Origin of the sequence: Amycolatopsis orientalis DSM 43388, from assembly GCF_000411975.1 — a bacterium.
Taxonomy (GTDB): Bacteria; Actinomycetota; Actinomycetes; order Mycobacteriales; family Pseudonocardiaceae; genus Amycolatopsis; species Amycolatopsis orientalis_D.
In genome coordinates this window covers 34326-46853 of record NZ_ASXG01000014.1, presented here as the reverse complement: position 1 = coordinate 46853, position 12528 = coordinate 34326, and the positions used below count along the sequence as shown (strand labels likewise).

Annotated in this window: 11 protein-coding genes; 5 read left to right on the top strand and 6 right to left on the bottom strand. The window is 71.0% G+C overall.

Annotation, left to right across the window (positions count from 1 at the left end; genetic code table 11):
* Positions 1 to 87: 87 nt before the first annotated feature.
* The gene (locus tag L942_RS01285; protein ID WP_037353756.1) at positions 88 to 519 is read left to right on the top strand and encodes a CBS domain-containing protein; all 432 of its coding nucleotides are present in this window, start codon (positions 88 to 90) and stop codon (positions 517 to 519) included.
* 4 nt (positions 520 to 523) lie between these two features.
* Here the strand turns inward: L942_RS01285 and L942_RS01280 are convergent, their stop codons facing one another.
* Entirely contained in the window at positions 524 to 2047 is a 1524-nt protein-coding gene (locus L942_RS01280; protein ID WP_037353754.1) for a DUF4139 domain-containing protein, read from the bottom strand.
* A gap of 124 nt (positions 2048 to 2171) precedes the next feature.
* Here L942_RS01280 and L942_RS01275 point away from each other — a divergent pair, with 124 nt between their 5' ends.
* Positions 2172 to 3902, top strand: coding sequence for a Xaa-Pro dipeptidyl-peptidase (locus tag L942_RS01275; protein WP_235078840.1), 1731 nt, complete (start codon positions 2172 to 2174; stop codon positions 3900 to 3902).
* On the opposite strand, the gene L942_RS01270 is transcribed toward L942_RS01275, so the two are convergent.
* Both L942_RS01270 and L942_RS01265 read right to left on the bottom strand, forming a co-directional pair.
* Positions 3878 to 4519, bottom strand: a complete 642-nt coding sequence (locus L942_RS01270) for a response regulator (protein WP_037353828.1) — start codon at positions 4517 to 4519, stop codon at positions 3878 to 3880. The genes L942_RS01275 and L942_RS01270 overlap by 25 nt on opposite strands.
* On the bottom strand, positions 4516 to 5652 hold the full coding sequence (locus L942_RS01265) for a sensor histidine kinase (RefSeq protein WP_051165654.1): 1137 nt from the start codon (positions 5650 to 5652) through the stop codon (positions 4516 to 4518). Before L942_RS01265 ends, L942_RS01270 begins: the two co-directional genes overlap by 4 nt.
* Before the next feature lie 91 nt (positions 5653 to 5743).
* Between L942_RS01265 and L942_RS01260 the strand changes: the two genes are divergently transcribed.
* On the top strand, positions 5744 to 6595 hold the full coding sequence (locus tag L942_RS01260; RefSeq protein WP_037353746.1) for a M23 family metallopeptidase: 852 nt from the start codon (positions 5744 to 5746) through the stop codon (positions 6593 to 6595).
* 221 nt (positions 6596 to 6816) lie between these two features.
* On the top strand, positions 6817 to 7899 hold the full coding sequence (locus L942_RS01255; protein ID WP_037353740.1) for a DUF4192 domain-containing protein: 1083 nt from the start codon (positions 6817 to 6819) through the stop codon (positions 7897 to 7899).
* Positions 7900 to 8542: 643 nt separating this feature from the next.
* Here the strand turns inward: L942_RS01255 and galE are convergent.
* The 3 genes from galE to L942_RS01240 all read right to left on the bottom strand — a co-directional run bounded on the left by galE (position 8543) and on the right by L942_RS01240 (position 11517).
* On the bottom strand, positions 8543 to 9523 hold the full coding sequence (gene galE / locus L942_RS01250) for a UDP-glucose 4-epimerase GalE (RefSeq protein WP_037353738.1): 981 nt from the start codon (positions 9521 to 9523) through the stop codon (positions 8543 to 8545).
* Positions 9524 to 9613: 90 nt separating this feature from the next.
* Positions 9614 to 10798, bottom strand: a complete 1185-nt coding sequence (gene galK, locus L942_RS01245; RefSeq protein WP_037353734.1) for a galactokinase — start codon at positions 10796 to 10798, stop codon at positions 9614 to 9616.
* Positions 10795 to 11517, bottom strand: a complete 723-nt coding sequence (locus tag L942_RS01240) for a metal-dependent transcriptional regulator (protein WP_081654896.1) — start codon at positions 11515 to 11517, stop codon at positions 10795 to 10797. Before L942_RS01240 ends, galK begins: the two co-directional genes overlap by 4 nt.
* Positions 11518 to 11626: 109 nt before the next feature.
* On the opposite strand from L942_RS01240, the gene L942_RS01235 reads away from it, so the two are divergent.
* Positions 11627 to 12466, top strand: a complete 840-nt coding sequence (locus L942_RS01235) for a sulfurtransferase (protein WP_037353733.1) — start codon at positions 11627 to 11629, stop codon at positions 12464 to 12466.
* Positions 12467 to 12528: the final 62 nt, after the last annotated feature.

Genomic DNA, 12528 nt, shown 5'->3' with positions numbered 1-12528 from the left:
CGAACGGACGCGTCCCGCTGGACTTTCGCACTCGGCGGCGGAGCCCTAACCTGGGGTGACCCGACTCACCGAGGAGAGGGCATCGCCATGCGGATTGCGGATGTGCTTCAGCGCAAGGGCGCGACGGTCGCCACTGTGTCGCCGGGGACGACGGTCGCCGAGCTGCTGGCGGGACTCGCCCGGCACAACGTCGGCGCGATGGTCGTGGTGGACGCCGAAGGCGGGATCGCCGGGATCGTGTCCGAACGCGACGTCGTGCGCAAGCTCCACGAGCACGGGCCCTCGGTCCTTCAGGGGCCGGTCGCCGACATCATGACCACCATGGTCGCCAGCTGCACCCCGGACGATCCGGTGGACCAGCTCAGCGTCGTGATGACCGAACGGCGGATCCGGCACGTGCCGGTGCTCGACGGCGGGCGCCTCGCCGGGATCGTGAGCATCGGCGACGTGGTGAAGATCCGGATGGAGCAGCTGGAGCAGAGCCAGGAACAGCTGGAGGCCTACATCTCCCAGGGCTGACGCGTCACTCCCGCCAGCCGCTGAGCTCGACGCCCTTCGCGACGTCCACCCGGTAGCCGAGCGAGACCGTCGCGGACGCTCCGGGCGCGATCGTGAGCCGCCAGGTGAACTGGCCCAGTTCGGTGCGTTCGACCGGCTCCGGGCTGAGCCGCAGGTCCCGCACGGTGATCGCGTCGTCCCGCGAGACCGGGGCCTGATCGAGCACGGCCACCACGGCTTCGCGCGGGCTGTGGTTGGTGACCGTCGTCCGGTAGTCGGCTTCGCGGCGGCGTTGTGCGGAGAACGTCGCCTTGCCGGCGCTGCGCTTGACCAGTTCGCGTTCGACCCGGATGCGGTCGTCGACGCCCAGCGCGAGTTCGCGTTCCTCGCCGGGCGCCCACAGTTCCAGCTGTGTGCTGCCGACGAATTCGGCTTCGTGGAACACCGCGGCGCGGCCGGCGCGGAGCGTGTGCTCGCCGGTGTTGACGACCTTCGCGCGCAGGTAGGCCTCTTCGGCCTGCGTCGGCGCGGTTACGTAGTCGAGTTCCGCGGTGAATTCCAGCTGCGCGAGCGTCGTCCGGTGGCCTTGCGCGCCGGACGGGATCGCGACCGGACGAGCGGGGCGGAAGGTGACCGCGGTGGTGCCTTGCTCGACTTCGGCGACGTGCGCGGCGAAGCCGTCTCGACCGGCGGGCGCGGCACCGCCGTACGCCATCGCGGCACCGGGTGCGGGCGGCACCATCGAGCGGCGCTCCGGTTGCCGCCGGTCCAGGTACCAGGGCTGGAGTTCCGGGATCACCACGGTGTTCGCCGGGCGGGCGGTGGACAGCGTCAGCTCGCACTCCGGCCAGTCCTCGCCGGTGTGCTGGCTGACGAGCCCGTACGAGGTGACGGTGACGTCGGTTCCGCGTACCCGGACGTCGTAGCCTGGCTCCCAGCGCGCGCCGGGGACCACATAGGACAGTTCGATGTCCGCGGTGGCCGGGGATTCCAGCTCCACCACGATGGTTGAACTGTCCTGTTCGGACTGTGCGCTGCGAGTTTCGATCTGCCGGTCGAGCGCGGCGAGGTCTTCGCGCAGGCGTTCCAGCTTCGTGGAGAGCGCGCGACGTTCCTTGAGCGCTACGGCTAACTGCGTGCTGAGTGCTTCGCTCACTTCCTGGACACGCCCTGGTTCCGCGTCCCCGCCAGCCAACGCCTTCGCGAAGCTTGCTCCGCTGCGTCGCGAGACACCCGTCAATAGGTCGACACGCGCCGCTGCGGCACTCTCATCGTCCGCGACCTCGTCGACAGTCGCTTGAGCCACGCGACGCTGCTCCACGAGCGCGCGCAGCGTTGGGTCCGCAGGTGCGGCGTGTTGCGCGTACGCGACGTCGACGCCCGTGACCAACGCGTCGCCCGTACCGCTGACGCGCACCGAAGCAGCGTCGAGCGACAGGGGGAGACCCGTGATCTCTACGCGCGACCCGTCAGCCGGAGTGACGTGACAGCGGCGGGTGACGCGCGCGTGCTGCGGATAGACCGTGACCGTGACTATCGGTGCGTCCATGGCTCCGACGTTAGTCGGTTGACGCAACTTGCGGTTGACGGAAGTCTCAACGTGCTCGCCTGCTTCGTCCAGCTTGGGGGTTCTGGTGGGAGTTGCCGCTCGGGTCGCTGCCGTTTTCGTCGCAGTGGCCACGTTGTCCGTGCCCGCGGTCGCCGAAGCGGCTTCGCCGCCAGCGCCGGTTTTCGCCGACGGTCAAGCGCAGCCGGTCTTCGATCCGGCGGACGTGATTCGCGAGGACGTCTGGGTCACCGCGCCCGTCGACAGCGACCACGACGGCAAGCCGGACCTCGTACACGCGCAGGTGGTGCGTCCGCGCGCCACGGAGCAGGGCATGAAGGTGCCAGTCGTGTACGAAGCGAGCCCGTATTTCGCGGGCGGCAACGACGTGCCGAACCACAACGTCGACACCGAGCTGTACGTGCCGGGTCCGCACGTCGCGCCCCCGATCGGGTGGAGCTACCAGGACTACTTCACCGCGCGCGGATTCGCGGTCGTGTACGGCGAATCCCTCGGCACCGGGCTGTCGACCGGCTGTCCGACGACCGGAGACGTCAACGAGACGATCGGCGCGCGCTCGGTGGTCGACTGGCTGAACGGCCGGGCTTCCGCGCACGACCAGGCCGGAGCGCCGGTCGCGGCGAGCTGGAGCACCGGGAAGACCGGGATGATGGGCGTGTCCTACAACGGCACGCTGCCCAACGCAGTGGCCAGCACCGGCGTCGAAGGACTCGAGACGATCGTGCCGATCGCGGCCATTTCGAGCTGGTACGGCTACTACCGCAACGCGGGCGCGGTCGTGGCTCCCGGCGGATACCAGGGCGAGGACACGGACGTGCTCGCCGGCTACGTCTACTCGCGCGCGGACCGGCAGATCTGCCGTCCGGTGCTCGACGGCCTGACCGCCGCGCAGGACCGCGTGACCGGGGACTACAGCCAGTTCTGGGACGTGCGGAACTACCGCGATGACGTCGGCAAGGTGCACGCGTCGGTGCTCGCGGTGCACGGGCTGAACGACTGGAACGTGAAGACCGAGCAGGTCGCCACCTGGTACGAGGCGCTGAAGAAGCACGGCGTCGAGCACAAGATCTGGTTGCACCAATCCGGGCACGCGGACCCGATTTCGCTGCGCCGCGACGTCTGGCTCACGACGCTGAACAAGTGGATGTCGCACTACCTCTACGGCATCGGCAACGGAATCGAGCGCGAGCCGAAGGCGACCATTCAGCGCGAGGACAAGTCGTGGGTCGACGAGGCCGACTGGCCCGCACCGGGCACCTCGGACGTCGAATTGCACCCGTGGCCGGGCGGACGTTCGACCGGGACGCTCGACCGGCGGCCGGTGCCCGGCCGTCCGACCGTCGAGACGCTGGCCGACGACGCGAGCAAGAAGATCGAACAGCTCGCGGACGCGGCGTCGTCCGGGAACCGCTTGCGCTACCGCACTTCCGCGACCACCGCGCCGGTCCGGGTGTCCGGCGCCGCGAAAGCCGAGCTGCGGCTGTCGTTCGACCGCCCGGCCGCGAACGTCACCGCGGTGCTGCTGGACCGCGCGCCGGACGGCACTTCGCACGTGATCAGCCGCGGCTGGACGGATCCGCAGAACCGGATCAGCCCGTCGGTCACGTCGCCGATCACCCCCGGACAGCGGTACCGCATCGAGGTTTCGCTGATGCCGAAGGACTACGTCGTGGCCGCCGGGCATCGCCTGGAGTTCGTGCTGGCCTCCAGCGACCACGACTTCACGCTGCGGCCGCAGCCCGGCGCCGGGCTGTCGCTGGACCTGACCGGGACGACGGTGACGTTGCCGATCGTCGGCGGGAAGCAGGCGTTCTACTCGGCGATTCCCGCGCGGTAGGCGAAGGCGACGGCTTGGGCGCGGTCGCGCAGACCGGCCTTGGAGAACAGGTGGTTGACGTGCGTCTTCACCGTCGCCTCGCTGACTACGAGGGTGCGCGCGATCTCCGTGTTCGACAGGCCGGCCGCGATCAGCCGCAGCACCTCGACTTCGCGCGCGGTGAGGCCTTCCAGCTCTTTCGGGTGCACCGGGGCGCGGCTCGTCGCGGCAGCCACCAGCCGTTGCTGGAGCGCTCCGTCCACAGTGGACTGGCCGGCCGCGGCCGAGCGGAGCGCGCGGACGATCGCGTCGGCGTCGGCGTCCTTGGTGAGGAAGCCGCGCGCGCCTGCCTTGAGCGCGGCGAGCAGGGACTCGTCGTCGGCGTACGTGGTGAGGACGACGACTTCGGTCTTCGGATGCTGCGCGCGGACCAACTCCGTTGTCTCGACGCCGTCACGGTTCGGCATGCGCAGGTCGACCAGCAGTACGTCCGGCTGGTGCTCGCCGACCAGCTCGAGAGCCTGTACGCCGTCCGAAGCCGCGCCTACCACCTCGATGCCCGGCAGCAGTCCGAGGAGCGTGACGAGGCCTTCGCGCACCACTGCCTGGTCGTCGGCCAGTACCACGCGAAGCGTCACGCCGGCACCGTCAGCTGAATCCGCCATCCGTCCTCCCCAGGGCCGCATTCGAGCTGCCCGTTCAACAGCGCAACCCGTTCGCCCATGCCTCGCAAACCGTATCCCGGTGACGGCGGTTCCGGCGGACGGCGGCCCTGGTGGTCAATGATCGTTAAGTCGACTTCGTCGTTCTTGAAGGCCACCGTGACGTCTACAGCGGGACCGCCCGCGTGTTTGCGCGAGTTCGCGAGAGCTTCCTGTACGGCACGTACGAGCGTCGTGCCGACAGCTGCGTCCAGCTCGCGTGATTCGCCTTCGACCACCAGGTCGGCGCGAGAGCCGGTGTCGAGCCGGTACGCGGCGAGAAGGTCCGAGACCGAGCGCTCGACGGGTACGGCGTCTTCGCGCAGCGCGGCGACCGCCTTGCGTGCTTCGGCGAGGCCCTCGGTGGCCAGCTTCTGCGCGCGTTCGATCTGCGCGAGAGACTCTTCGCTCGCACCGTCGCGGACCAGCATCAGACGCGCGCCCTGCAGATTGAGCGCGAGACCGGCGAGCGAGTGCGCGAGGACGTCGTGCAGTTCGCGGGCGATGCGGGCGCGTTCGGCGAGTGCCGCCGCGCGGGCGTGCTCTTCGCTGGCGGTCTGGGCGCGGGCGAGCGCGAGTTCGGTCTGTTCCAGGCGTTCCGCGCGGCTCCGGCGGTTGGCGGCGAGCAGGAACATCACGACGAGGACCGCGAAGAGGGCGACCGCGTTCAGCCAGTCGAGGTCGTACACGATCGACCAGGCGAGGATCGTGGCGGAGGCCGCGGCCAGCGAGATCGCCGCCGCGATCCGGCCGGACACGCGCAGGGCGTAGAAGGTCGCGCCGAATATCGTCGTCGAAGTCCAGCTGGTCGGCTGCAGGAGCCAGAGCGCACCCGCGCCGACGACGACGGCGATCATCGTCGCGGGCATCAGCCAGCGCGGGCGCGACTCCCGGGTGAGCCAGAGCGCCGGGACGGACAGCACGAGAACCAGCGCGATCAGCGGCCACGTCCAAGGCCGCGCGTGCGGGATCGCGAACAGGGTCGGCACGGCGAGCACGCCCCAGCGCACCCAGTCGGCGCCCTCGAACCGCCGCCGCGCCTTGGCGAGCGTGGTCGCCGGTGCGCCCATGAGCCCTCCCGTGTCGTCTTGTACGGAAAATGTACTGGCTCGGGCTTGGCTGGAGGGCGTCGGACATTTCCCCCACCAGGAGGTACGCCCCATGTCCAGATTGAGACGGCTCGCGGCGGCCGCGGCCGCGGTGGCCCTGCACGCGTGCGGCCTGACGCTCGCCGCCCAGTCGACGGCGTCCGCGGCCCCCAACTTCCAGGTGCCGTTCAAGTGCGGCGTCACGGTCACCGCGGCGACCTTCAGCGGCCACAACCCGGCCAACGCGGTCGACTTCCAGAAGTCCGGCATCACCGGCATGCCGGTGCTCGCGGCCGCGCCCGGAACGGTTACGCGCGTCGCGAACGAGGGCAGCACCAGCTACGGCCGCTGGATCGAACTGGACCACGGCGGCGGCTGGCGGACCCGGTACGCGCACCTGTCCGAGCAGGAAGTCTCGGTGGGCCAGAGCGTCGGGCAGGGCAAGGAGATCGGCAAAGCGGGCGCGACCGGCGGGGTGACCGGGCCGCATCTGCATTTCGAAGAAAACCTGAACGGCGTGACGCAGAAGGCCGTGCTGAACGGCGTCGCGGTGCCGTACTACGGCAAGAAGGACTTCACGAGCAAGAACGGCTGCGGCGGCAACCCGTATTCGGCGACGCAGGTGTGCGGGTCGGGCTTCTCGGTGATCGACCAGCAGGCGCTGGGGACCGCGGGCACGGCGTACCTGCTGTACAACTCGTCGTCCAAAGAGAACTGCGTGACGACCCTCAAGGCGGTTTCCCTCGGGACGGCCAGCCCGGTTTCGGCGTTCCTGGAGGTTCAGGGGTCGACCAGGGCGACGGATTCGGGGAACTTCACCTACTACGCCGGGCCGGTGAAGAAGAGCGCCGGGTCCACGTGCGTCAAGTGGGGCGGTTCGGTCGGCTCGTCCTCGTACACGAGCCCGTTCGAACACTGCGGCTGAGCGGTTTTCCGGCGGTGCTGCCGGAGCCTGGTCCGGCTCCGGCAGCACGTGCCCACTGTGTCCACTGTGTCCATTGTGGACTCGTGCGATCGAGGCACATGCCACCGACAATTTTCGCCGGGTCTCTTCGGATATGCCGCGGTTGTCCACAACTGCCCGCGCTGGTCCACAGATTTGCCGGGCCGGCCCCGCTTCCCGGATTCGCGGCGCACAGTGGAGGCGTGACCACCTCGACGCCGCCCGGCATCTCCCGGGCCACCCTCAGCAATCCGGCCGACCTCATCGCCTCGCTCCCGTACCTGCTCGGATTCCGTCCCGCCGATTCCCTCGTGCTGCTGGGCCATCGCGCCCCCGGCACGACGCTCGGCCTGATCCTGCGCGCCGACCTTCCGCCGCGAGAACTTCAAGCACAGCAAGCGGATGCGCTGCTCCCGCGGTTCGCCGACCACGAGCACAGTGGCGTCACGGCCGTCATCGTCGGCGGTTCGGGGAGCGAAAACGGTCCACCGCACCGGGAACTGGCGGCCGAGCTGGAGCGCGGCCTGGCTCGGCACCAACTCAAGCTGTTCCACGCACTGTGGACTTCCTCGATCGAACCCGGTGCGCCCTGGTCGTGCTACCGGGATCCGGACTGCCGCGGAGTGCTGCCCGACCCGCAGGAGACCGTCCTCGCCGCCGCGACCACGGAAGCGGGTTTCGTCGTCTTCCGCAGTCGCGAGGAGCTGGCTGCCGTGCTGGAACCGCGCTCTCCGGAAGCGATCGCCCGCCGTGCTGACCTGCTGGCGTCCTCGCCGGAACCGTTGTGCGGTCCGGGAATGTCGGCGAGTGATGTCCTCGACGCCGCGGCAGCCGAACTCCGCGCCGCGTTCCTCCGGCAGCGCCGAGGGGCGGGACCTCCCGACGACGACCAAGCCGTCCGCCTCGCCCACGCGCTGATGCTCACCCCGGTCCGCGACGCCTGCCTCGCGCTCGCGGTCCCGCCGCACACGTCGCTGACCCGCGAGGCGGAAGAGGTATGGCTGACGCTTGTCCGCGAACTGCCGCCGCCGCACCGAGCCGAGGCTGCCCTGCATCTCGGCTACACGGCGTTGATGCGCGGAGAAGGCGCGCTCGCCGGGATGGCCTTGGCGAACGCGGTGGAGGCCGATCCGGAGCATTTGGTGGCGCAGTTGCTGCAGGCCGCGTGGAACATCGGCACAGACCCGGCGAAACTGACCGGCCTCGCCGACCTCAGCACGGCGGTCGATCTCGGCTTGTCTCCGCCGCCGGAACCGGGGAGTCCTACCGGATCGCCAAGGGGCTGAGACGGCCGGGCTTGACGGTGCTTCCGTTCCTGGGCGGCGGGTGATGAGCCCCGGGTTTCCGGTCGGCAGGACGGGCAGCGTGGGTGGGTCCTAGCGAACGGAGCCAGCGCGCCCTGGCCGTGGTGCCGGGTCGTGGCTCCGGAGCGGAAGGACTGATGGCGCGGACGGGTCTTGGTGGAGTTGGAGGCGATGCGCTCGGGCGAGAGTGGTTCCTGGCGTGGTGCCGGGTCGTGGCTCCGGAGCGGAAGAGCTGCCGGCGCGGACGGGCCTTTGCTGGAACGGAGTCCGTGAGCCCGGGCCCAAGTAGCTCTTGTTCGTGGTGCCGGGCCGGGGATTCTCGATCGGAAGGACAGACGGCGCGGACGGGCCTCGGCGGGACGAGGCCAAGCGCCCGGCGGAAGCGGTTCCTGGCCGTAGTGACGGGGTCGGGTTCTCGAGCGAAGCCAGGCACGGCGGTGGCTTGAGCCGGAGTGGCGGGGCAGCGGGCGGGCCCGAGCGGGGTACGCCGTCCGCTGGGCAAGTCCGAGTCGTCCGCCTCCACGTCGAGCTGGTGAGTCCTGGCGTCGGAGTGCCTTGGCCGCTCGCCGTGACGAGACCGGGGCGGGGGAGTCCAGCCGGATCCCCGCCCCGTTCGGAGCCGCGATCAGGAACGACGCGACCGGGTGAACTGCCAAGCGTCCGACACGATCCCGTCGAGGTCGGTCAGCTTGGGCGTCCACCCGAGTTCGCCGTGGGCCTTGTCGCTCGACGCCACGAGCACCGACGGGTCGCCGGCGCGGCGCGGGGCCACCACGGCGGGGATCGGGTGCCCGGTGACCCGGCGGCAGGCTTCCACGACCTCCAGCACCGAGAACCCGGTGCCGCTGCCGAGGTTGTAGATGCGGTGCTCGCCGGCGGCGGCGTGGCGCAGGGCGAGGAGGTGAGCGTCGGCGAGGTCGACCACGTGGATGTAGTCGCGGACGGCCGTTTTGTCCGGCGTCGGGTAGTCGTCGCCGTAGATGGAGATGTGTTCGCGGTCGCCGGTGGCGACCTGGAGGACGAGAGGGATGAGATGGGTTTCGGTGGTGTGCCGTTCGCCGAACGCGCCGTAGGCGCCGGCCACGTTGAAGTACCGCAGGCTGACCGCGGCGAGGCCGTGGGCGCGGGCGAAGCTGGTGATCGCGTGGTCGATGGCGAGCTTCGACGCGCCGTAGGTGTTGGTCGGCTGCGTCGGGGCCGTTTCCGGGATCGGCGACACGTCGGGCTCGCCGTACGTCGCCGCGGTGGAGGAGAACACCAGGCGCGGCGTGCCGTGCTTCTTCATCGCCTCCAGCAGCCGCAGCGAGGTCACCACGTTGCCTTCCCAGTACTTCGCCGGGTCGGCCATCGACTCGCCCACCAGCGACTTCGCCGCGAAGTGCAGCACGCCGTCGAAGCCCTCGCCGAGAAGGTCCGCGGCGACCTCGGCGGCGTCGCCCTCGACGAAGCGCGCCTGCGGGTGCACCGCGTCCGCGTGCCCGGTCGACAGGTCGTCCACGACGGTGACCTGGTGACCCGCTTCGATGAGGCGGGCGGCGCACACGCTGCCCACGTACCCCGCGCCGCCCGTCACGACAAGTTTCAGGGGGCTCTGCTGGTCCGTCACGTCAAGGCCTTTCTGCTGAGGGGTGGCGACTCTGCGGCACAGTCTCCCCTCACTGCGACGCGACGGACCCTCCGGGGGTTGCTCCGGAAATCAGGCGTCGTCGCGGCCCGCGCCGCGCGACGGCACCGCCGTGAACATCCGCGGGCGGCGGAATCCGGCCTGCTCGCAGGCGGTTTCGACCGCGCCGCGAACTGCGTCCAGATCCTCGTCGCGGACCAGCGCGATCGCCGAACCGCCGAACCCGCCGCCGGTCATCCGCGCGCCCAGCGCTCCGGCCGAACGGGCCGACTCGACCGCGAGGTCCAGTTCGGGCGTCGAGATGCGGTAGTCGTCGCGCATGCTCACGTGGGAAGCGTCGAGGTACGGCCCGATCTCGGCGAGCTTGTTCTGGCGCAGCAACGCGACCACGTCGAGCACCCGCTGGTTCTCGGTGACCACGTGGCGCACCAGCGGAACCAGTTCCGCGGGCAGTTGCCCGAGGGCTTCGTCGAGACCGTCGAGGGCGACGTCGCGCAGCGCCTTCACGCCGAGCAGTTCCGCCGCGCGCTCGGTGCCGCGCCGGCGTGCGCCGTAGCCGCCGTCGGCGTGGGAATGCTTGGTGCGGGTGTCCATGATCAGCACCCGGAGCCCGGCCTCGGCGAGCGGGAACGGCACCTGCTCCATCTCGCCCGAGCGGACGTCGAGGAACAGCACCCGCGAGTCCTCGCAGCACAGCGACGCCGTCTGGTCGAGCAGCCCGGTGGGCGCGCCGACGAAGTCGTTTTCCGACCGCTGCACCCAGCGCGCGATCTCCGGCCGCGTGGGAGTGCCCGGGCCGCCGTCCTCGAGTTCCACCCCGGCCACGCCGAGCAACGCCAGCGAAACCGCGCATTCCAGCGCGTGAGAGGAGGAAAGCCCGGCCCCGGACGGCACGTCCCCGGCGATGACCACGTCGGCGCCGCTCGCGTACCCCTGGTCGCGCAGCACCCACGCCACCCCGGAGGGATACGCGGCCCAACCCTCGACCGAACCCGGTTCGAGCGCGGCGATGTCGTGCGGGCCGGAGTGCTGCAGCTGTCCGTCGTCGCCGAGCGTGGCGACCTGGAGCTTGCCGTCCTCGCGCGGGGACGCAGCCGCGGCCAGCCGGTGCGGAAGCGCGAAGGGCAGGACGAAACCGTCGTTGTAGTCGGTGTGCTCGCCGATCAGGTTCACCCGGCCCGGCGCGGACCACACGCCTGCCGGGGCCCGCCCGTGGACGTCGTGGAACGCGCGCGCCGCGTCGGTCGCCGGCGTCACTTGGCGAGCGCCAGCACGGCGTGCAGCGCCGCGGTGGAGACCTGCGCCGTGCTCTCGGTGCCCTTGACCTCGACGGTGGCGCTGCCGCCCGCGGCCTTGCCGACGGTGACGAGGCCGCCGGGCACGATGCCGACCGTACGCAGCTCGGTGAGCAGCGACTCGTCGAGCTGCACGTGCTCGGCGATGCGGCGGATCTCGACCTCGCCGCCGCCGGTGCGGGCGAACTCGTCGAGACGCACCAGGCCGTCCTCGGCGCGCGGCGCGGGATCGCCGTCGCCGAGCTTGTCGAGGCCGGGGATCGGGTTGCCGTACGGCGACGTGGTCGGGTGGTCGAGCAGCTTCACCAGCTTGCGCTCGACGGCCTCGCTCATCACGTGCTCCCAGCGGCACGCCTCGTTGTGCACGTGCTCCCACTCGAGGCCGATGACGTCGACGAGGAGGCGCTCGGCGAGCCGGTGCTTGCGCATGACCGCGACGGCGAGGTCGTGGCCGTGGTCGGTGAGCTGCAGATGCCGGTCGTCCGCGACGACGACCAGGCCGTCGCGCTCCATCCGGGCCACGGTCTGGCTCACGGTGGGGCCGCTCTGCTGCAGCCGCTCGGCGATCCGGGCCCGCAGCGGGACGACCCCTTCCTCTTCGAGCTCGTAGATGGTACGCAGGTACATCTCGGTGGTGTCGATGAGATCGTTCACGCTGTCCCCTTCGTCCGCGTAGCTCATCGTAGTCGTTGGCCCCGACAGCGACGGCTCGCCTCGGCGTAACGACCCGGCGGCGGCGAAAAGTCCTGCCCTGGTGCGCGAACCGCGTCCGGACCTGCAGGATGGGGGCATGCGACCGTTGATCTCGCCCGCTGAGCTCGCCGCGCTGACCGACCGGGACCGTCCAGCGGTGCTGGACGTCCGCTGGCGGCTCGGCGGACCGCCCGCGGCGGAGTCCTACCAGGAGGGACACCTGCCGGGAGCGGTGTTCGTCGACCTCGACACGGCGCTGGCCGCGCCGCCCGGCGAGGGCGGCCGCCACCCGCTGCCCGACCCGGCCGTGCTGCAGCGTGAGCTGCGGAAAGCCGGGGTCCGGGCCGGGCGTCCGGTGGTCGTCTACGACGACGCCGACGGTTCGGTGGCCGCGCGCGCCTGGTGGCTGCTGCGCTGGGGCGGCCATTCGGAGGTCGCGGTGCTCGACGGCGGTTACGCTGCGTGGCTGGCCGAGGGGCGGGAAGTGACGGCCGAAGTGCCTTCGCCGGAGCCGGGCGACGTCGAGGTCCGTCCGGGCGCGATGCCGGTCCTGTCGGCGGACGACGCGGCGGCGCTCGCGCGCGAAGGCGTGCTGTTCGACGCTCGCGCGCACGCCCGCTACACCGGCGAGACCGAGCCGGTCGACCCGCGGGCCGGGCACATCCCCGGTGCGGTCAGCGCGCCGTCGTCCGAGCACGCTGGTGCGGACGGGCGCTGGAAGTCGCCGGCCGAGCTCGCCGCGCGGTTCGCGTCGCTGGGCTTGACCGACGGGGTTCCGGTCGGCGCCTACTGCGGTTCGGGAGTCACGGCGTCGTCGGTGGTGCTCGCGCTGGAGGTCGCCGGGCATCCGGAGCCCGCCGCGCTGTACGCGGGGTCGTGGTCGCATTGGTCGCGCGATCCGGAGCGTCCCGCGGCGACTGGTCCCGAGCGCGGCTGACGTCGCCGGAACTTTCCGCGCTGTGCGCCGACTTCTCGTCCGGAAGGCTTTCCAGGCGAGAG